The organism is Streptomyces sp. NPDC048191, assembly GCF_040652655.1.
Classification (GTDB): domain Bacteria; phylum Actinomycetota; class Actinomycetes; order Streptomycetales; family Streptomycetaceae; genus Streptomyces.
In genome coordinates this window covers 48739-69872 of record NZ_JBEZMO010000006.1, presented here as the reverse complement: position 1 = coordinate 69872, position 21134 = coordinate 48739, and the positions used below count along the sequence as shown (strand labels likewise).

The 21134-nt window shown below is 70.4% G+C and carries 14 protein-coding genes; 11 read left to right on the top strand and 3 right to left on the bottom strand.

All coding sequences use genetic code 11. The features are described 5' to 3' along the window. Nucleotides 1-108 precede the first annotated feature (108 nt). The 7 genes from AB0D93_RS12475 (at nt 109) to AB0D93_RS12445 (ending at nt 10131) form a co-directional block, all read left to right on the top strand. Complete coding sequence (locus tag AB0D93_RS12475) at nt 109-1128, top strand: rod shape-determining protein (protein ID WP_031158632.1); 1020 nt, start codon at nt 109-111, stop codon at nt 1126-1128. Nucleotides 1129-1290: 162 nt separating this feature from the next. After that, nucleotides 1291-2229, top strand: a complete 939-nt coding sequence (gene mreC / locus AB0D93_RS12470) for a rod shape-determining protein MreC (protein WP_362117435.1) — start codon at nt 1291-1293, stop codon at nt 2227-2229. 14 nt (nt 2230-2243) lie between these two features. Next, the gene (mreD, locus tag AB0D93_RS12465) at nt 2244-2921 is read left to right on the top strand and encodes a rod shape-determining protein MreD (protein WP_362117432.1); all 678 of its coding nucleotides are present in this window, start codon (nt 2244-2246) and stop codon (nt 2919-2921) included. 140 nt (nt 2922-3061) lie between these two features. Beyond that, nucleotides 3062-5311 carry a penicillin-binding protein 2 gene (gene mrdA / locus AB0D93_RS12460; RefSeq protein ID WP_362117429.1) on the top strand — a complete coding sequence of 750 codons (2250 nt, stop codon included), beginning with the start codon at nt 3062-3064 and terminating at the stop codon, nt 5309-5311. Then, the gene (gene rodA, locus AB0D93_RS12455) at nt 5308-6507 is read left to right on the top strand and encodes a rod shape-determining protein RodA (RefSeq protein ID WP_362117426.1); all 1200 of its coding nucleotides are present in this window, start codon (nt 5308-5310) and stop codon (nt 6505-6507) included. Before mrdA ends, rodA begins: the two co-directional genes overlap by 4 nt. Before the next feature lie 92 nt (nt 6508-6599). Further along, nucleotides 6600-8099, top strand: a complete 1500-nt coding sequence (locus tag AB0D93_RS12450; protein ID WP_362117423.1) for a CYTH and CHAD domain-containing protein — start codon at nt 6600-6602, stop codon at nt 8097-8099. A gap of 70 nt (nt 8100-8169) precedes the next feature. After that, nucleotides 8170-10131, top strand: coding sequence for a TIGR03960 family B12-binding radical SAM protein (locus AB0D93_RS12445; protein WP_362117419.1), 1962 nt, complete (start codon nt 8170-8172; stop codon nt 10129-10131). A 291-nt stretch (nt 10132-10422) separates the two neighbouring features. On the opposite strand, the gene AB0D93_RS12440 is transcribed toward AB0D93_RS12445, so the two are convergent. Continuing rightward, nucleotides 10423-13440 (bottom strand): hypothetical protein, encoded by a 3018-nt coding sequence (locus tag AB0D93_RS12440; protein WP_362117416.1) that lies wholly within the window; start codon nt 13438-13440, stop codon nt 10423-10425. 689 nt (nt 13441-14129) lie between these two features. After that, on the bottom strand, nt 14130-14573 hold the full coding sequence (locus AB0D93_RS12435; protein WP_362118181.1) for a VOC family protein: 444 nt from the start codon (nt 14571-14573) through the stop codon (nt 14130-14132). Between the two features lie 301 nt (nt 14574-14874). Between AB0D93_RS12435 and AB0D93_RS12430 the strand changes: the two genes are divergently transcribed. Further along, nucleotides 14875-17886 (top strand): SpoIIE family protein phosphatase, encoded by a 3012-nt coding sequence (locus AB0D93_RS12430; RefSeq protein WP_362117413.1) that lies wholly within the window; start codon nt 14875-14877, stop codon nt 17884-17886. 10 nt (nt 17887-17896) lie between these two features. Here AB0D93_RS12430 and AB0D93_RS12425 read toward each other — a convergent pair whose 3' ends face one another. After that, a complete protein-coding gene (locus AB0D93_RS12425) occupies nt 17897-19135 on the bottom strand; it encodes a PP2C family protein-serine/threonine phosphatase (RefSeq protein ID WP_362118178.1) in 1239 nt (412 codons plus the stop codon). Nucleotides 19136-19445: 310 nt separating this feature from the next. Here AB0D93_RS12425 and AB0D93_RS12420 point away from each other — a divergent pair, with 310 nt between their 5' ends. The 3 genes from AB0D93_RS12420 to AB0D93_RS12410 all read left to right on the top strand — a co-directional run bounded on the left by AB0D93_RS12420 (nt 19446) and on the right by AB0D93_RS12410 (nt 21094). Next, entirely contained in the window at nt 19446-19874 is a 429-nt protein-coding gene (locus AB0D93_RS12420) for a DoxX family protein (protein WP_362118175.1), read from the top strand. Between the two features lie 170 nt (nt 19875-20044). After that, on the top strand, nt 20045-20314 hold the full coding sequence (locus AB0D93_RS12415; RefSeq protein ID WP_362117409.1) for a hypothetical protein: 270 nt from the start codon (nt 20045-20047) through the stop codon (nt 20312-20314). 213 nt (nt 20315-20527) lie between these two features. Further along, a complete protein-coding gene (locus tag AB0D93_RS12410) occupies nt 20528-21094 on the top strand; it encodes a hypothetical protein (protein ID WP_362117406.1) in 567 nt (188 codons plus the stop codon). The last annotated feature ends 40 nt before the right edge of the window (nt 21095-21134 follow it).

Sequence of the window (21134 nt, the reverse complement as noted above, 5' to 3'; positions counted from 1 at the left end):
GTGCAGGCGCGTTTACGATGGAAGCCTTCACGTCACAGCACCCGCCTCGCCGTCCTGACATGCCCTCAAACGTTCAGGAAGGCCAGATGAATCCGGATGGGGAACTCAATGTCGTTCATCGGCCGTGACATGGCTGTCGACCTCGGGACCGCCAACACGCTGGTGTACGTCAGGGGTCGCGGAATCGTGCTCAACGAGCCGTCGGTCGTCGCGATCAACACCAACACGGGTGGAATCCTCGCGGTCGGTGCCGAAGCGAAGAAGATGATCGGACGGACGCCGGGCAACATCGTGGCCGTCCGCCCGCTGAAGGACGGCGTCATCGCCGACTTCGAGATCACCGAGCGGATGCTCCGCTACTTCATCCTGAAGATCCACAAGCGGCGGTATCTCGCCCGGCCGCGGGTCGTCGTCTGTGTGCCCTCGGGCATCACGGGCGTCGAGCGCCGCGCGGTGATCGAGGCGTCCTCCCAGGCCGGCGCCCGCCAGGTGCACATCATCGAGGAGCCCATGGCCGCCGCCATCGGCTCCGGCCTGCCGGTCCACGAGGCCACGGGCAACATGGTGGTGGACATCGGCGGCGGCACCACGGAGGTCGCGGTCATCTCGCTCGGCGGCATCGTCACCGCCCAGTCCATCCGTGTCGCGGGCGACGAACTGGACAACGCGATCATCCAGTACATCAAGAAGGAGTACAGCCTTCTGCTGGGTGAGCGTACGGCCGAACAGATCAAGATCACGATCGGTTCGGCGTACGACCTCGACGCCGACGAGCACACCGAAGTCCGCGGCCGTGACCTGGTGTCCGGGCTGCCGAAGACCGTCGTCATCTCGGCCGCCGAGGTCCGCAAGGCGATCGAGGAGCCCGTCAACGCCATCGTCGACGCGGTCAAGACGACCCTCGACAAGTGCCCGCCGGAGCTGTCCGGCGACATCATGGACCGAGGAATCGTTCTGACCGGCGGCGGAGCGCTGTTGCGCGGCCTCGACGAGCGGCTGCGCCGGGAGACCGGCATGCCGATCCACATCGCCGAGGACCCGCTGGACAGCGTCGCGCTCGGCTCCGGAAAGTGCGTCGAGGAGTTCGAGGCGCTGCAGCAGGTGCTGGACGCCCAGCCGCGCAGATGACATAACGCTTCGATTCCGCCGTACGAGACGTTCTCCTCTCGTGCGGCGGATCGTTGATTGCAGGCATAAGCTCCCACAAATGGCCCCCAGGGTTTGCGTTTCGCGCGAACGCCCGCAAAGGGGCTCCCGAATTCCTAGTGAGGAAGGGCACGGCCGCCGCACGTGAGGGACACGAAAGAGAGCCGGCTGCTCCTGGTCCTGCTGGTCGCCATCGCATTCGCACTGATCACGGTGGACATCCGCGGGGGCAGGAACTCCCCGGTGGACGGTGCCCGGCAGGCCGCGGCCGCCGCGTTCGGCCCGGTCGAGAACGGGCTGTCCTCGGTGGTCGACCCGGTCGGCAACGCCGTCTCCGCGATCCGCGACTCCGACGACCGCCACGACCGGCTCGCCCGGCTGGAGAAGGAGAACGCGGCCCTCAAGGCGAAGCTCGGCAGCGACGACCGCAACCGCAGCCGGCTGAACCAGCTCGACAAGATGCTGAAGATCGCCGGCGAGGGTCAGTACGGCATCAAGGGTGCCCAGGTCATCGCCATAGGGGCGGCGCAGGGCTTCTCCTGGACCATCACCATCGACGCCGGCGCGAACGACGGCATCAAGCGCGACATGACCGTCCTCAACGGCGACGGGCTGGTCGGCCGGGTCACCACGGTCGGCCCCGACACCTCCACCGTGCTGCTCGCCAACGACCCCGACTTCACCGTCGGCACCCGCATGGAGGGCAGCGACGAACTCGGCTTCGCGTCCGGGCAGGGCGACCGCCCGCTGCGCGTGGAACTCCTCAACGGCCAGGCCCAGGTGAAGAAGGGCGACCGGCTCGTCACCTTCGGCTCCCAGGCGGACCGGCCGTTCGTGCCCGGCGTGCCGGTCGGCGTGGTCTCCCGCGTCGAGCCCTCCAACGGCGGCCTCACCCGCACGATCTACGTCACCCCGTACGTCGGCTTCACCAAGCTCGACATCGTCGGCGTGGTCGTCCAGGCACCGAAGAAGGACCCGCGCGACGAGGTCCTGCCGACCAAGCCCAAGCCGGTCCCGACACCGACGGTGACCGTCACGGTGACGCCCTCCGCCGACCCGAACACGACCGGCCAGCAGCAGTAGGAGCTGACTCTTCCATGCGCCTCAACCGGATCCTGCTCTCCAGCGCGCTGGTCGTCGTGGCCCTGGTGATCCAGGTGAGCGTCCTCGCCCGCCTGCATCTGCCGGGCGCCGTGCCCGACCTGCTGCTGCTCACCGTCCTCGGCCTCGCCATGGTGTACGGGCATGTCGGCGGCGCCCTCGTGGGCTTCGGCGCCGGCCTGCTCGCCGACCTCGCCCCGCCCGCCGACCACGCGGCCGGCCGCTACGCCCTCGTGCTGTGCGTCATCGGCTACTTCGCCGGGCTCATCAAGCCGGAGAACGGCCGCCTGAAGTCGGCGACCGGACCGATGGCCGTCGTGGTCGCCGCCGCCGTCGGTTCCACACTGCTCTACGCCGGTGTCGGCGCCCTGGTCGGCGACACCGCCGCCCGCCATGTCGGCCTGCCCGGGCTGCTGTTCTCGGCGGCCCTGTACGACCTGCTGCTCGCCCCGTTCGTGGTCCCCGGGATCATGTGGCTGGCCCGCCGCGCGGACAACGACCCGCTGACCGAGACGGGCCCCGCCGCCAAGGCCGGCAACATCTCCGCCGGCTGGCTGTCCTCCGGCACCGGCCTGCGCATCGGCGGCCAGCGCGGCGGCCTGGGCGCCCTGAAGACCAAGGCCCGGACCCGCTCCGTGCGCGTCGGCCGGATCAAGGGGGTCAAGCGGCTGTGAGGGCGGACGAGTTCACACGGACGGGAAGTCGAACATTCACCCGAACGGGTCAGCTGTCGCGGAACGCGGGCTCACAGGCTGATCGTTCATCATTCGTACGCGCTGACGCATTCACGCACTGAGAGGGGGAGACAGCAGCAGTGACCAACATCCCCGAGACCGGCAGGAGCCCACGGGTCCAGATCCGGCTCGTCGTGATCCAGATCCTCGTCCTCTCCCTCCTCGGGACGCTCGGCGGCCGGTTGTGGTACCTGCAGATCCGCGAGGGCGCCCAGTACCAGAAGGAGGCCTCCGGCAACCACGTCCAGCAGGTCGTCGACCCCGCCGTGCGCGGCGACATCCTCGACGCCCGCGGCGTGCCCCTCGCCGACAACGAGACCCGCCTGGTGGTCTCCGCCTCCCGCACCGACCTGCTCAAGCAGAAGGACGACGGCAAGGCCGTCCTCACCAAGCTGGCCGGCGTCCTCGGCGTGAAACCCGAGGAAGTCATCCAGAAGGTCCGGCTCTGCGACGCCAAGACCCCCAAGCCGTGCTGGAACGGCTCGCCGTACCAGCCGATCCCGATCACCGACGAGGCGACGCCCAAGCAGGCCCTGCAGATTCGGGAACGCGCCGAGGACTTCCCCGGCATCACCGCCGAGCCCGAGGCCGTCCGCCGCTATCCGGCCCCGGGCAAGTCCAACACCGCGCAGGTGCTCGGCTACCTCTCGCCGGTCACCGACGCCGAGATCCAGCAGGCGAAGAACACCGACTCGCCCTATCTGCGCTCCGACATGGTCGGCCGCTCCGGCCTCGAGCGGGAGTACGACAAGGAGCTGCGCGGCAAGGCCGGCGTGACCCGCTACGAGGTGGACAACCTCGGCCGGGTCATCGGCAAGGCCAAGTCGGACGCCGCCGAGCCCGGCTCGAACCTGGTCACCAGCATCGACTCCCGCGTCCAGCGCGTCGCCGAGTACGAACTGGACAAGGCCATGAAGGCCGCCCGCCAGCAGTTCGACAAGAACACCGGCGAGAACTTCAAGGCCGACTCCGGCGCCGTCGTCGTCATGGAGGCCAAGACCGGCCGGATCGTCGCGATGGCCTCGGCACCCACCTACGACCCGAACGTGTGGGTCGGCGGCATCTCAGCCAAGGACTACAAGGCCCTCACCGGCAAGGACTCCGACTACCCGCTGCTCAACAGGGCCATCCAGGGGCAGGCGGCCCCCGGTTCGACGTTCAAGGTGGTCTCCACGGCCGCCGCGGTCAATGCCGGCTACGCCTGGGACGGCGGCTACCCCTGCACCAGCTCCTACTCGGTCGGCGGCCAGGTCTTCAAGAACTTCGAGGGCGAGAACTTCGGCGACATCTCCCTGGGCCGCGCCCTGGAGGTCTCCTGCGACACCGTCTTCTACGGCCTCGGCGACAACGAGTGGAAGAAGGACGGCGGCATCAACCCCAAGAAGGGCCAGCCCAAGGACTACTTCTTCAAGACCGCCCACCAGTTCGGCCTCGGCAAGGAGACCGGCGTCGACCTGCCCAACGAGGTCACCGGCCGCGTCCCCGACCGCCAGTGGAAGCTGGACTACTGGAAGGCCAACAAGGACGCCTGGTGCAAGTCCGGTAAGAAGGACGGCAGTTACGTCGAGAAGATCGCCTACGAGAACTGCCTCGAAGGCAACAAGATGCGCGAGGGTGACGAGATCAACTACTCCATCGGCCAGGGCGACACGCTCGTCACGCCGATCCAGGAGGCGATGATCTACGGCGCCGTCGCCAACGGCGGCACCGAGTACGTCCCGACCATCGGCAAGGCGATCATCAGCCCCGACGGCAAGAGCGTGCAGGAGATCAAGCCCAAGGTGCAGCGCAAGCTGCCGGTCAGCCAGGCCACCCTCAAGGGCATGGACGACGCCTTCGCGGGCGTCATCACCCGCGGTACGGCGGCGTGGAAGTTCAACGGCTGGCCGCAGAACAAGATCACGCTGCACGGCAAGACCGGTACCGCGGAGGTCTACGGCAAGCAGACCACGGGCTGGCTGGCCACGTACTCCAAGGACTACTCGGTGATCATGACGATCTCCCAGGCCGGTACGGGTTCCGGATCCGCCGGTGAAGCCGTGCGCAACATCTACAGCGCGCTCTACGGCGTCCAGGGCGACGGCTCCATCGACAACAAGAAGGCACTGCTGCCCGAGCCGCAGAAGGGCCTGCCGAAGGTGCGCACCGACGGCACCATCGACGCCCCGCAGGTCACCGGCGACCCGGCCAAGGACGCCGAGGCCTCCCAGCAGAACAACCCCACCAACGGCGACAACCAGCAGCCCGCCACCACCAGCCCGCCCACCACGGGCAACCGCAACACCCGCAGGCGTCCTCGCAGGAGGGGAAGCCGGAGGATGCCCTCATGACCGGCGCGAACAGCTTCTCCGTCTCCGGGTACGGCCCCGACCGGGCCGGCTGGACCAGGGTCTTCGCCCGTGACTCACTGGCCCGCAGGCTCGACTGGCCGATGCTGCTGGCCGCCCTCGTGCTGTCGTTGATGGGCTCGCTGCTGGTGTACTCGGCGACCCGCAACCGCACCGAGATCAACCAGGGCGACCCGTACTACTTCCTGGTCCGCCACCTGATGAACCTCGGCATCGGGTTCGCCCTGATGATCGCCACGATCTGGCTCGGCCACCGCGCCCTGCGCAACGCCGTGCCGATCCTCTACGGCGTCTCCCTGCTCGGGGTGCTGCTGGTGCTCACCCCGCTCGGCGCGACCATCAACGGCAGCCGGAACTGGATCGTGTTCGGCGGCGGCTTCTCGCTGCAGCCCGCCGAGTTCGTGAAGGTCTCGATCATCCTGGGCATGGCGATGATACTGGCGGCCCGGGTCGACGCCGGGGACAAGCCGTACCCCGACCACCGCACCGTGGTGCAGGCGCTCGGCCTGGCCACCGTGCCGATCCTGATCGTGCTGCTCATGCCCGACCTCGGCACGGTCCTGGCCATGGTGGCCATCATCCTGGGCGTGCTGCTCGCCTCCGGCGCCTCCAACCGCTGGATCTTCGGCCTGCTCATCGCCGGTGTGCTCGGCTGTGTCGCCATCTGGCAGCTGCACATCCTGGACCAGTACCAGATCAACCGCTTCGCCGCCTTCGCCAACCCGGACCTGGACCCGGCGGGCGTCGGCTACAACACCAACCAGGCCCGCATCGCCATCGGCTCCGGCGGCCTGACCGGGGCCGGCCTCTTCCACGGCTCGCAGACCACCGGCCAGTTCGTGCCCGAGCAGCAGACGGACTTCGTCTTCACGGTCGCGGGGGAGGAACTGGGCTTCCTCGGCGCCGGCCTGATCATCCTCCTGCTGGGCGTGGTCCTGTGGCGCGCCTGCCGCATCGCCCGGGAGTCCACCGAGCTGTACGGGACGATCGTGGCCGCCGGGATCGTCGCCTGGTTCGCCTTCCAGTCCTTCGAGAACATCGGCATGACCCTCGGCATCATGCCGGTCACCGGTCTGCCCCTGCCGTTCGTGTCGTACGGCGGCTCGTCGATGTTCGTGGTGTGGGTGGCCGTGGGACTGCTGCAGTCGATCAAGGTGCAAAGACCCATGTCGGCATAGCCCACCGTATGCCGGGTGGATGTGTGGAATTTTCCGCCGTCTGCCCGGATCGGCCCCTGCCGTGCCGCTCCACGGGCCACTAGATTCGGTTCATGGCGGATACGAAGCGCGAGATCGAGCGCAAGTACGAGTCCGACGACAGCGGGCTGCCCGACCTGACCGGCGTCGGCGCGGTGGCGGCCGTCCTGGACAAGGGCCTGATGGAACTCGACGCCACCTACTACGACACCGCCGACGAACGCCTGGCCGGCGCCTGCCTCACCCTGCGTCGCCGCACCGGAGGGTCGGACGCCGGCTGGCATCTGAAGTTCCCCGTCGCCCCCGGTGTCCGCGACGAGATCCGGGCCCCGCTGTCCGACACCGTCCCCGAGGAGATCGCGGCCCTGGTCCGCTCCCGGGTCCGGGACGCCGAGCTGGTCCCACTGGTCCGGCTGCGCTCCGCCCGCGACGTGCGCCACCTCGTCGACGCCGACGGCACCCTGCTCGCCGAGGCGAGCATCGACGCCGTCACCGCCGAGCGACTCACCGGCCGGGGCGGGGCCGCCCAGTGGACCGAGATCGAGGTGGAACTGGCCGACGACGGCGACCCCGCCTTCCTGGACCTGGTGGAGAAACGGCTGCGCAGGGCGGGTGTGCGCCCCTCGAAGTCGTCGTCGAAGCTCGCCCGGGCCCTGGCGCAGACCTCCGGGCACCGCCGTGAGAAGGTCAGGCCCGCACCGCCGGTGACGGCCGGCGACCACGTCCTCGCCTATCTGCGCGCCCAGCGGGACGTGCTGGTCGAGCTCGACCCCGCCGTCCGCCGGGACGTGCCCGACTCCGTGCACCGCATGCGGGTCGCCACCCGCCGCGCCCGCAGCACCCTGCGCAGCTTCCGCTCCGTGCTCGACCGCACCGTCACCGACCCCGTCGGGGCCGAGCTGAAGTGGCTCGCGGGCGAGCTGGGCGTGGACCGCGACCACGAGGTGATGACCGAACGCCTGACGGCCGCCCTCGACGCCCTCCCGCCCGACCTGGTCACCGGCCCGGTCCCCGAACGCCTCGCCACCTGGGCCGAGGCCCGGCGCGGCGGCGCGCACGCCCATCTGACCGGCGTCCTGGACTCCCGCCGCTATCTGACCCTGCTCGACACCCTGGACGCGCTCCTCGCCGACCCGCCGCTGCGCAAGGCCGCCGGGAACCAGCCGGAGAAGGTGCTCGCACAGGCGGTCCGGAAGGACCTGGCGACGCTGTCCGCCCTCATCGAGCAGGCCCTCGGCGCCCCGCCCGGCGCGGAGCGGGACACCGCCGTGCACGAGGCCCGCAAGAAGGGCAAGCGCACCCGGTACGCGGCCGAGGCGGCCACCGCGGCCCTCGGGAAACCGGCCCGCTCCCTGACCAGGGGCATGAAGTCGCTGACCACCCTCCTCGGCGACCACCAGGACAGCGTCATGACCCGCCTGACCCTGCGCGAGCTGTCCGCGGTCGCGCACGCGGCGGGGGAGAACACGTTCACGTACGGGGTGCTGTACGGGCGCGAGGAGGCACGGGCGGCGCAGGCCGAGGCGGAGCTGCCCGGGCTGTGGAAGGAGATCACGTCCGGGGCGGCCGTCTGAGCGTTCGGGGGAACCTCTCGGCCGGGTTAGGCTTGATGGTCACCCCTGTCAGCTCATGAAGGTTCGCGAGATGCCTGTCGAGTCGGTTTTCCCGCAGCTCGAAGCTCTGCTCCCGCACGTGCAGAAGCCGATCCAGTACGTCGGCGGAGAGCTCAACTCCACGGTCAAGCCGTGGGACGAGTGCGATGTCCGCTGGGCGCTCATGTACCCGGACGCGTACGAGGTGGGTCTGCCCAACCAGGGCGTCATGATCCTCTACGAGGTCCTCAACGAGCAGGAGGGCGTCCTCGCCGAGCGCACGTACAGCGTGTGGCCCGACCTGGAGGCGCTGATGCGCGAGCACGGCGTCCCGCAGTTCACGGTCGACAGCCACCGCCCGGTGAAGGCCTTCGACGTGTTCGGCCTCAGCTTCTCCACGGAGCTGGGCTACACCAACATGCTCACCGCCCTGGACCTCGCCGGCATCCCCCTGGAGTCCAAGGACCGCACCGAGGACGACCCGATCGTCCTGGCCGGCGGCCACGCGGCCTTCAACCCGGAGCCGATCGCCGACTTCATCGACGCGGCGGTCATCGGCGACGGCGAGCAGGCCGTCCTCGACATGACGAGGATCATCCGCGAGTGGAAGGCGGAGGGCCGGCCGGGCGGCCGCGAGGAGGTCCTGTTCCGCCTGGCGAAGACGGGCGCGGTGTACGTCCCGGCGTTCTACGACGTCGAGTACCTGCAGGACGGCCGCATCGCCCGCGTGGTCCCGAACAAGTCGGGCGTCCCGTGGCGGGTGTCCAAGCACACGGTCATGGACCTGGACGAGTGGCCGTACCCCAAGCAGCCGCTGGTCCCCCTGGCCGAGACGGTCCACGAGCGCATGTCGGTGGAGATCTTCCGCGGCTGCACCCGCGGCTGCCGTTTCTGCCAGGCCGGCATGATCACCCGCCCCGTGCGCGAGCGCTCGATCACGGGCATCGGCGAGATGGTCGACAAGGGCCTGAAGGCGACCGGCTTCGAGGAGGTCGGCCTCCTCTCCCTGTCCTCCGCGGACCACTCGGAGATCGGCGACATCGCCAAGGGCCTGGCCGACCGCTACGAGGACGACAAGATCGGCCTCTCGCTCCCCTCCACCCGCGTCGACGCCTTCAACGTCGACCTGGCGAACGAGCTGACCAGGAACGGCCGCCGCTCCGGCCTGACCTTCGCCCCCGAGGGCGGCTCGGAACGCATGCGCAAGGTCATCAACAAGATGGTCTCGGAGGAGGACCTGATCCGTACGGTCGCCACGGCCTACGGCAACGGCTGGCGCCAGGTGAAGCTGTACTTCATGTGCGGCCTGCCGACGGAGACCGACGACGACGTCCTCCAGATCGCCGACATGGCGACGCACGTCATCCAGAAGGGCCGCGAGGTCTCGGGCTCGAACGACATCCGCTGCACGGTCTCGATCGGCGGCTTCGTCCCCAAGCCCCACACTCCCTTCCAGTGGGCCCCGCAGCTCTCGGCGGAGGAGACGGACGCGCGCCTGGAGAAGCTCCGCGACAAGATCCGCGGCGACAAGAAGTACGGCCGCTCGATCGGCTTCCGCTACCACGACGGCAAGCCCGGCATCATTGAGGGCCTCCTCTCCCGCGGCGACCGCCGCATCGGCGCCGTCATCCGCGCGGTCTACGACGACGGCGGCCGCTTCGACGGCTGGCGCGAGCACTTCTCCTACGACCGCTGGATCGCCTGCGCCGACAAGGCCCTCGCGCCCTTCGGCGTGGACGTCGACTGGTACACCACCCGTGAGCGCACCTACGAGGAGGTCCTGCCCTGGGACCACCTCGACTCCGGCCTGGACAAGGACTGGCTCTGGGAGGACTGGCAGGACGCCCTCGACGAGACGGAGGTCGAGGACTGCCGCTGGACCCCGTGCTTCGATTGCGGCGTCTGCCCGCAGATGGACACCCACATCCAGATCGGCCCGACCGGCAAGAAGCTGCTGCCTCTGACGGTCAAGAACGCCGGTCCCGCGCCGGCTTCGAGTGGTCACACGCACTGAGGTGGGCGAGGGCCTCGATCGGGTGGTCGGGGTGCGGGCGGGGGTGGCCGCTGCGCTGGCGGTGGTCGGGGCTCCGCGTCCGCTGCCGCCGGCGCTGTCGGTCTCGCCCCCCGCCCCGCTCCCGTGCCCGGGTGTCGGCTCGCGGATCGTCTCCGAGGTGGAGTGGGTGTGAGGGTGAGGCGCCAGTACCTGGCTCATACGTGACGGTCTGCCCTCAGCCCTGCGCGACCTCAGCCGCGCCGGATCCTGCGGAACGCGCGCTGCCGGTCGGCGGGACTCGGCGACCCGCCCTCACTCCAGGTCTTCCCACGTCCACGTAAGCGCGGCACTCCCGTCGGGCTCCAGCCCCAGCGGGAACGGGTATTGGCGATCGCGGTCCGTCACGAACATGTCGAACTGCTTCAGGGCGGGAAGCCGCATGGTCAGAACCCTGGCCTGTTCGTGCGCCCCCGTCTCCTGCAGCTCCTTCAGCAGCATGGCCACGCTCTGCGGATTGCGGAGGGTGACATGGGCGGCGGGGTCACGCGCCAGCAGAGTGGTGATCTGCTGGTTCGCCCCCGCTTCCCGCAGCCTCAGCAGGAGCATGGCCACGCTGTACGGATTGCCCAGCGTGACGCGGGCGGCCGGGTCACGCGCCAGCAGGGTGGTCATCTGCTGGTTCGCCTCCGCCTCCCGCAGCCTTGCCAGCAGCATGGCCACGCCGAGTGGGTCCTCCAGGGCAACGTGGGTGGCAGCTCGCTCGGCCAGGACGAGCGCTTGTTCCGTGCTCGCTTCCCGCATCCTTGTCAGCAGCATGGCCACGCCGCGCGGGTCGTCCAGCGCAACGCGGGTGGCAGCTCGCTCGGCCAAGGCGAGCGCTTGCTCCCTGGCCTCCGCCTCCCGCAGCCTTGCCAGCAGTATGGCCAGGCCGTGCGGGTCGTCGAGGCGCACGTGCGTGACGGCTCGCTCGGCCAGGACGAGTGCTTGTTCCGTGCTCGCTTCCCGCATCCTTGTCACCAGCATGGCCACGCCGCGCGGGTCATCCAGGGCGACGTGGGCCGCGGCTCGCTCGGCGAAAGCGACCGCCTGCTGGTCCATCCTCGCCTCGCGCAGTTCCTCCAGCAGTTTGGCGACGCCGTACGGGTCGTCGAGGGCGACATGAGTGGCGACCCGCTCGGCCAGTGTGAGAGCCGGCTGCTCCGCCCCCGCCTCGCGCAGTGCCTTCAGCAGCCTGCCCACGCCCCTGGTGCGTACCGCGGCGACATGGGCGGCAGGGTCACGGGCCAGCAAGGCGGAAACCTGCTGCTCCGCCCCCGCGTTGCGCAGCTCCTCCAGCAGCCTGGCCACGCCGTCGGGGTCGTCGAGGGCGACGTGCGCGGCAGCTCGCTCGGCCAGGGCGACGGTCTGCTGCTCGGCCCCCGTCTGGCACAGTTCCTTCAGCAGCACGGCCACGTCATGGGGGTCGTCGAGGGCGACGTGGGCGGCAGGGTCACGGGCCAGCAAGGCGGAAACCTGCTGTTCCGCCCCCGCCCTGCGCAGCTCCTCGAGCAGCCTGGCCACGCCGTCAGGGTCGTCGAGGGTGACGTGGGCGGCCGGGTCACGGGCCAGCAGAGCGGTGATCTGCTGCTTCGCGCCCGCCGCGCGCAGCTCTCCCAGCAGTAGGGCCACCCGGTGAGGGGCGTCGAGGGCGACGTAGGCAGCGGCCCATTGAGCGGGGCGCTGGTCGGTGGGGTGGTGGATGCGGAAGTAGCGAACGAGGAAGGTCGCGGAGTACGGGTTCCCGAAGGCCGTGGCGCGCTTGTGGAGTTGGGCGGCGATGCGCAGGAAACCACGGTCCCAGGCGGCGTCTCCCAGTGCGTTCAGGTCCGCGGGATGGGCGTGGGTGGCGGCTGCACACCAGAACTCGGTGGGCGGGGTCTCCTTGGTGCGTTCGCGGCGGCCGTGCTGGTCGAGATAGTCGGCCAGTTGGTACAGCGGACCTGGCGTGAGCCGCGCGTGGGGATCGGTTGCGGACCTGACGGCACCGCTGGTACGTCGATTGCGGGCGGCGTTGGTGTTGACGAGGGTGAGGATGCCGGGGATGCCGTTGCAGGGCGTGGTGACGTAGTCGAGGGCTTTCGGCAGCCAGTCGTGGCCGGTCTGGTTCAACTCCGTGTCGGTCAGGTAGCCGAGGGCGGTATCGGTGAGCCAGGCGAGCGGGATGTGCGGCCCGGCGCCGAGGCGGCGGGCGTCCATGGCGGCGTGGATCAGAGCGCGGGTGGCGCCTCGGGCCGCCTGGTAGCGGTCGAGTAGGGCGGGCGCTCCGGCCAGGTACTGGATGATGCGGGCCTCGCGGGCGTGTTTGGCTGCCTCCTTGAGGCGGGGATCGACGTCGAGAGTGTCGGCCAGCGCGGCGAGATCGGCGCGTGTGAACGTGTCGGGCACATCGATCTTGTGGCCTTTCAGCAGCTCACGGGCCTGGGGGTGCGCATCCAGGCTGGTGCCGGTGGTCAGGGCGTCCCAGTGCTCGGGCCAGAGGGTGGCCAGGACCAGCACCGGAGCGCGCCCGGGATCGCGCAGGAGGCTCCGCAGTCCCGCGGCCACCTGTTCGCCAAGGGTGTCCGGTGCCAGGTAGTAGTGGGCTTCGTTCAGCCATACGACGGTGTACGGGGCGATGTCGTCCAGTTCCGCCAGGACAGCGTCGGGGCGTGTGGGGCTGATGGGGTGCCACAGGCGCCACCGCTCGGGAAGCTCGCGGACCGCTTCCCACAGCGACCGGGTCTTGCCCGTGGAAGAGCCGCCGACCAGCACCGCGACGCCGCTGTGCCCAGTGACGGCGGAGTCGACCACCCTGGCCAGCGGACCATCGAACTCCCGTGGAACGTAGGCGGGCAGTGCACCGAACCGGCCCTGAGCCGCACCCGTGTCGAGAGCCGGATGAACCTCCAGATCGTCCAGGATGAGCCGGTCGTCGAACTCGGCGATCGGCCGACCCGCGCCCGTCGCCATCCGGGCCTCGATCCATAGCGCCCGGACCCGCGCGGCCACCTCCTGCACGTTCCATGTGGCACCGCGGGCCAGGGCCGTGCTTACGGAGACCGCGTCGGCCTGGCTCGCCGGCAGGGTCGATTCGCTGATGCAGCGCCGGACGGTGTCCCGGCTCGGCGCCCCCGGCAACCTGTCGTCGCCGGCGATGGCGGCGGCGATCTCGTCCAGGCTTGGCGCGCCCGCCGCCAGGTAGGCCTCGTACAGCAGGTCCTTCAACTCCCGCAGCGCTCGAGGCCATCCCACTCGCGCCCGCTCCAGCGTGCGCGGTCGACGGGCCTGGCCGTCCCCCCTGTTGCGGCTCATCGCATCATCATGCCCATCACCCTGCCCGCACAGGGTCTGAACAGGCCCAAGACCCCCGCGTTTTCCGTGGTTGTCGCGACTGGGAGCCGACCTTCGAGCCGGGCCGAGGGTGGATGTCGAGCCGGCTGGCTCTCGATCCGCGACCGCGATCTGTGGAGGTCTCATGCCCCGGTCACGTGTGACACGCCGCGAGCGCCTGGCCGTGGTCCGCGCCGTCCTGAGTGGTGCCGTGTCCGGCATCAGCCGGACCCTCCTCGACCGGCTGCTGAGTCTGCTCTCCTGAGCACGCGCTGCGCTGCGATGGCGCGGACCCGGTCCGGTCCGGTCCGCAAGGACCGGCTGCGGAGAAGAGACCCAGGGATTCGTCCGACCGGCTCGCCCGTGCCGTCGCCGCCCCGTAGGTGTCGGTGCGTGCGGCGATGCCGGCCGGTCTTGGGGGCGCGGTGGTGTCGTACCCGGGCCGCTCGAGACGCGCGGACACTGGTGGCCGCAAGATGACGGATGGCGTTCGGCCTCGGACTGGCGGCCGGGCAGCTGGACGCTTCGCGGGACGGCGCCGATGTCCTGTTGGTACGCGTGGGACGGTGTGCCGGCGGAGCCGGGCCGGGGTTCCAGGAAGTCCCTGATCGGCGCGTCGACGGGTTGGGAGGCCACGCGCACCGACGTGCGCGAGGGCCTCGGTCGGGTGGCTACGCCGGGGTGCCGGAGTCCTGCGTGGAGGCCGCGAACGCCTCGGGGCCCCGTTCCACCGCCGCCGGGTCCATCCACATGACCTGCCAGCCGTGGCCGTCGAGGTCGAAGAAGCTGCGTGAGTACATGAAGCCGTGGTCCTCGGCGTCGTCCGCCTTGGAGCCGCCCGCGGCGAGCGCGGCGGCGCTGACCCTGTCGACCTCCTCGCGGGACGACACGCTGAAGCAGTACAGCGCCAGCGTGTGTGTGGTGGGGTCGGCCATCGGCAGTTTCGCGAATTCCGCGAACTTCTCGCGGGTGAGCAGCATGACGAAGGCGTGCTCGCCGACCAGCATGCAGGCGGCGGTCTCGTCGGTGAACATCGGGTCGAAGGCGAACCCGAGCTCGGCGAAGAACGCCTTGCTGCGCTCGAGGTCCGCCACGGGGATGTTCACGAACAGCATGCGGCCGGGGTGTGCGGGAGTGGTCACGGTGGGTCTCCAGTCGGTGGCTCGATGGCGTACGTCCTGGTGGACCGGACCGGCCGGCGGAACTCATCGGTGGATCCCGGCCCGGTCCGCAGTCGCAGCTCAGGACCGGTGGGACGCAGCGGGCGGTGCGATGCTGGTCGGTGAGAAGGATTCCCTCACGCAGCCTAAACCGCCCAAGTTGTACCGTTTAGCATGGATTCCAGGGATGTAGGCCGCTGCCGGTACACATCCCGCATGCAGCCCAGTGGGTGAGCGGAGGCGACAGTCGACAGTGGTGAACACCAGAAGCGGCGATGCGCCCAACACCGACCCGTCCATGCCCCGCTCCACCCATCCGCGGGGCATGGGGACGATGCAGGCCGTACGGCCCCTGGAACGGCACCGCATGCGGATGCGGCTGCTCGACGCCGTGGACGAGGACCGGCGCGACGTCGACGTGCTGCTGACCGCGCTCCAGCAGGCCGTGGCCGAGGTGCACGGCCTGGGCGGCATGGTGCACCTCCCCGGCGGCGGCATGAGCGGCGTCCTCTACCTGGTCGCCGACAGCGGCCTGCCGGAGTCGATGACCCGGCCCTGGCTGATCATCCCGGCACGGGGCACGGCGCCGCCCAGCAAAGCCGCCCGCAACGACACCACCACCTGGGGGCCCGAGCTGGCCCCGCCCGACCCGGTGCCGGGCCGGGACCCCGCCGCCCTGTGGCCCTCGGGGCTCCCCGCCGGCATCGGTCACCTGGCCGTCCCCATCCCGGGTGGTGGCCGGCGACGTGGCGCGCTCTCCGTCCTCTTCGCCCCGGGCGCCGAGCCCGGCGCGCCCGAGCGCGCGTTCCTGAACGAGGTGGCGGTCTGGATGTCCGTGCGGCTCAGGGCGTCCGGGATCCTCAACCCGTCCCCGACCCTGCTGCGCGCCCTGGAGAACGAGCCGGGACCGCAGGAGTCCGTAGCCCCCTGGGAGGGAGGGCCCTCCCTCACGTACACCTGGGACCTGCGCACCGGCGAGCTGACCGCCGACCGGCCCGTCCAGGAGGTGCTGCCCGACGTCGATCCGGGCGTGATGATCGGCGGCATCGAGGCATGGGCGGCGCTGATACACCCGGACGACCTGCCGGCGGCGGTGGCCGGCTTCGACACGGGCATCCAGCTGCGCGGCGGGTTCCAGAACGAGTACCGGATCCGGCGCCAGGACGGCACGTACATCTGGATCGAGGCCCGTGCCCGGACGCTCACGGACGACGAGGGCACGCCGGTGAAGGTGATCGGCACCCTGCGGGACAGCAGCGAGACGCATGCTGCCGCCGAGTCGGTGGGGTGGGCGTTGCGGCACATGAGCGACGGTTTCGTCTCCCTGGACGCGGAGTGGCGCATCGGATTCCTCAACCAGGCCGCCGAGCGGCTCTTCGGTGCCGCGGGGGACGTGGCCGGGGCCCTGCTCTGGAACGTTCCCGCGGTACAAGCCATGCCGGGGCTGGAGCAACAGTGCCGGGCCACGGTGGCCGAGGGCCGGCCCGCCGGGTTCGACGTACCGGGGCCGGATGGGGCCTCCTGGTACCACCTGCGGCTGGTGCCGGTACCGGAAGGCCTCACGCTCTACATCACCGACACCACCGAGCGGCATCTGCGGGAGGCCGAGCGAGCCGCCGCGGAGCGCGCGTCCGCGGAGCGTTCGGCCCTGGTGCAGCGGATCACGCGGGAGCTGGCCGAGGCGGTCACGGCCCAGGACGTGATGGCGGCGGTGGCCGACGGCGTCATGACGCCCCTCGGGGCCACCGGACTGATCATGCTCGGCGCGGTCGGCGACCGGTTGACCGTGGTCGGCTCCCGCGGATATTCGGAGCGCTTCACCCGAATGCTGGACGGCCTGTGGATGGTGGGGGACACCACGAATCCGGCGGGGGACGCCCTGCGCAGCCGCACCCCCCTCTGCATCTCCTCCCCGGAGGAGTTCCTGAGGCGTTACCCGGCGACCGAGGCCCTGACCCGGTCGAGCGGCAAGAAGGCGTGGGCCTTTCTGCCGCTGGCGGTGTCCGGGCGCGAGATCGGCACGGCGGTGATCTCCTTCGGCGAGCCACGGGTACTGGACGACGACGAACAGACACTGCTGACCGCGCTCAGCGGACTGATCGCGCAGGCGCTGGAGCGGGCCGGGCTCTACGACGAGGCGACGACCCGGGCCCGTACCCTCCAGCGCAGCCTGCTGCCGCAGGCGCTGCCCGAGCTGCCCGAGCTGACGACGGCGGCGCGTTACCAGCCGGCCAAACAGGGAGCGGACGTCGGCGGCGACTGGTACGACGTGATCCCGCTCTCCGCGGCCCGGGTGGCGCTCGTGATCGGCGACGTGATGGGTCACGGCATGGCCGAGGCGGCCACCATGGGCGCGCTCCGCACGGCCGTGCGCACCCTCTCGGAGCTGGAGCTGCCGCCCGACGAAATCCTCGGCCACCTCAACGACATCGTGGCCGAGCTGGGCACCGATGCGTTCGCCACCTGCCTGTACGGCGTCTACGACCCGGTGAGCGGGCGTCTGTCGTACGCCAGCGCCGGTCAGCCGCCCCCGGCGGTGGCCCAGCCCGACGGCACCGTCACCTTCCTGCCCATGACCCCGGACCCGCCGCTGGGGGTGGCCACTCCGCCCTTCGAAACCCTCGAGACCCTGCTGCCCGCCGACAGCCTGCTCGCCCTCTACAGCGACGGCCTGGTCGAGAGCAAGGACAGGGACGTCACCACCGGCATGAACCGCCTTGCCGAGCTCCTCTTCCAGTCCGTGAACGCCATGCCGGGCTCCCCGGCGGACGCGTCCGACCTGGACGCCCTCTGCGCCGGCCTCACCTCCGCCCTCCTCCCCGCCCACGGCGTGCTGATCGACGACGCCGCCCTGCTGCTGGCCCGCACCCACCCGCTGGACGCGGAGAACGTCGCCGAGTGGTCGTTGCCGGAGGACCCGGTGGCGGCGGGCCAGGCCCGCGACCTGGTCCGCGCCCAGCTCACCGACTGGGGACTGGTCGACGAGGACCTGGTCATGACTACCGAACTCCTGGTCAGCGAGCTGGTCGGGAACGTCGTGCGGCACGCCTGCGGCCCGATCCGGCTGCGCATGCTCCGCAGCCGCGCACTGATCTGCGAGGTGTCCGACGCCAGCCTGACCACGCCGCACATCCGCCACACCTCCGCCACCGACGAGGGCGGCCGTGGCCTGCAGCTCATCTCCGCACTCTGCCAGCGCTGGGGCACCCGTCACACCCGCACCGGCAAGTCCATCTGGACCGAACAGCCCCTCCCCACGGCGGCTTGACGTCCGCGGCTCAGCCCTGGAACGTGTCGAGGACCGCGAGGTGGTCGGCGGAGCCGCCGTGCCACTCGATCATGAAAAGGGTGGCGTCGTCGGTGGTGAGCCCGCCGCGTTCCTTCTTCAACGTGTGGGACAGGCGGCGCATGTCCGCACGCACGCTGCCCGAGGGCTCTTCCCCCAGGCGGTTGACGCAGCGGACGAGGCGTTCCTCGCCGAAGGCCTCCCCGCCGGCGACATGCTCCTCGATGATGCCGTCGGTGTAGCAGAGCACCCGGTCGCCCTGCTGGAGCACGTGTTCCCGGACCCGGGGCAGGTCGCCGCCGAAGCCGACGGGCAGCGTCGTCGCGCTGTCCAGCTGGTGCACGACCCGGCCGCCGCGGATCAGCAACGGCGCGGGGTGACCCGCGTTGACCAGCTCCATCACCCCGGTGGCGATGTTCAGGTGCATCAGCTGCGCCGTGACGAAGTGGTCCGGCCCGAACTGCCTGGAAATGGCATCGTCCATGAACGCGTACTTCTCGTCCAGGCTGATGAACACGCGCCGGGCATGCCGGTAGGCGCCGATGGCCACGGTCGCCATCGTGGCGGCGTCCAGGCCGTGGCCCATCGCGTCGATGACGGCCATGTGCAGGAGGTTGCCGTTGAGGGCGTAGTCGAAGCTGTCGCCGGCCACGCGGTAGGCGGGCTCCAGGGCACCGGCCACCTCGACCTGGGGCACGGACATGGTCAGCGGCGGCAGCAGGCTCCACTGGATCTCCGCGGACACGCTCATCGGCTCCCGGCGCCGGGCCTGGAAGAACTGGTCGGTGTAGGCGTTCTTGGTGACCAGCATGTCGGCGACCAGTCTGGCGAGCCTGAGCAGCAGGCGCCGGTCGTCGTCGCCGACCGCGTCCAGGGTGAGGGCCATGACGCCCACCTGGTCACTGCCGTCCAGCAGCGGCAGGTACATGCGGATGCCGCCGCGGGGCTGCGCCACCTCGACCGCGTCCCCCTGGAGGAAGGCCCGTCCGGCGGGGGAGTCGACCACCGGCTCCGGCTGGGCCACGTGCAGTCTCCTGCCCGGCAGCGGCACCAGCAGCTCCTGCGCGTAGTCCTGGAGGAGGATGGAGACGTCACGACCACCGATCCTGGCCACCCCTTCCGCGATCAGCGGGGCGATCATGTGGGGCGGCAGCAGCCGCGCTCTGTCCAGCAGCAGGCCGAGCAGCCGCTCGCCGAATCCCTCCGAACGGTCGATGTTGTCCGTGCCCATGGCCCGGTCCGCCACCCGCCTTCCCGCGTCCACGCCGGTCACCGCCTCCGCACAACGTGACCCTGGAAGCCCCCGGAGCGGTTCATTACGCCATGCGCGGCATGTCGGCCGTATGCCATGTGCGAAACCACGGCCGTTGCGGAAGCATCGTCGGGGGCGGCACGCACCGTACCGGAGCATTCAGATGACGAAACGCAACAGAGGCCGGCCCTCGGACGCTGGGCGATCCGCGACCCAGCGGGACGCCGGGGAGGGGCTGTCCGCCGGAGACTGGGGACTCCTCCTCATCAGGCTGACCTTCGGGCTGTTCATGGCCGGACACGGCTCCCAGAAGCTCTTCGGCCTGTTCGGGGGGCCAGGGCTGACGGCCACCGGCAGGGGTTTCGCCCACCTCGGCTATCACCCGGGGAAGGTCTTCGCGGTGATCGGCGGCCTCTCCGAGTTCCTCGGCGGCCTCGGACTGGCCGTCGGGCTGTTCACGCCGCTCGCGGCCGCGGCACTCATCGGCACGATGATCAACGCCATGGCGACCGTCACCGGGGCGCACGGACTGTGGGAGGCCGACGGCGGCGTCGAGTACAGCGTCGCCATCGCCGTCGTCGCCCTGGCCGTCGCGGCGATCGGCCCAGGGCGGCTGGCCGTCGACCGGTTCTTCCCCTGGGGCACCGGCGGCTGGCCCGAAGCCGCCTTCGCGCTGGGACTCGGAGGCGTGGCTGCCGCGATCACGCTGAGCCTGTGACCCCGCCCGCATTTCACTTTCAGCGTTCCGGGCCGTCTGTCAATCGAGGAAATTTCTCCGCCTCGACCTGCGGTTCAGGGCGTGTCAATTGAGTCGCCTCGAAATGCATCGGTATCCTGTGATATAGGCGAGCAATTCCGGGCGCGCCCTCCAAGTGACCAAGGAGGACTATGTCCATCCAGGGTTTCGCGGGACTGTCCGTACTCGATGTCCACCCACTCAAAGTCGCCCCGTGCGGGGCGGAAGACCGCCCCAAAGCCGTGATCACCCTGGCAGGTGCACTGGCCTGTGTGGTCAACGGCGACACGATGACCGGTGTGCTGCACGAGGCCTCCTGGCTGGTGGTGGCGATCACCGTCCTGGTTCTCGTGCAACTGGTCGCGGCCCGCCTCCCCGGCAGGGCCGCCGAATCTCCCGCCACACCCGACACCAACGCCTGACACCGGCACGGCGCACGCGGGGAGATCAGGGCGGATCCGACAACCGGTCCCGGGCCGCACGGGTCCGCGCTGATCGCCCCGGATGCCGAGGCTTGAATTCTTCTCCTGAATTTCGGGGCGTGAAAGGCCGACTTCTTCGATTTCGAGCGCGCCCCGTCAAATTCAACCACCTGTCCTTGCCCTGTGCGGACTTCAATGTGAGCGGTAATAACGGTGATTCTCGTTCCGGGCTGGATGTGGCGGCTGGGACCGGCGGGCCGCGCCGTGGGCGCCGGACTCCCGGCCGGCGCGTTCTTCGGGGCTTTCGTGCTCGTCGAGGCGGGGTCATGGACGGGTGCCGCGGTCGTCTTCGTGGTGCTGGGCCTGTTCTACGGGACCCGCGTGGCGCGCCGCACGAAGAACGTCTGGCCCGCGGCCGAGGGCATGAGCGGCGCCGATCGCACGGCCGTGGTACGCGCCACCCGGCGGGGCGAGGCCGTTGACGATCCACGGCTGGCGCCCGCGGTCGTCGAGTACGCCCACGCCCTGCGCCGGGCCGCGCAGGAGGACCGGTTGCGCCGCTGGGTCGTCCTGGTCGTGACCGCGCTCGCGGTCGTACTCGCCGTGTACGACACCCTGAGGGGTTCCACCGGGGAGACCGTCGTGTCGTGGCTGGTGGTCGTGCTCCTCGTGGCCGACCTGACGTGGTGGCCCCGCGGCCGGGCCCGCCTGCTGGCCCGGGCCGATCGGGCGGAGGCGTCGGCCCGCCGTACGACGGGCGCGGGCCGCCCGGCCGGGTGAACAACCGGTCGGCACGGGTGACGCCTGCCCTTTTCACCCG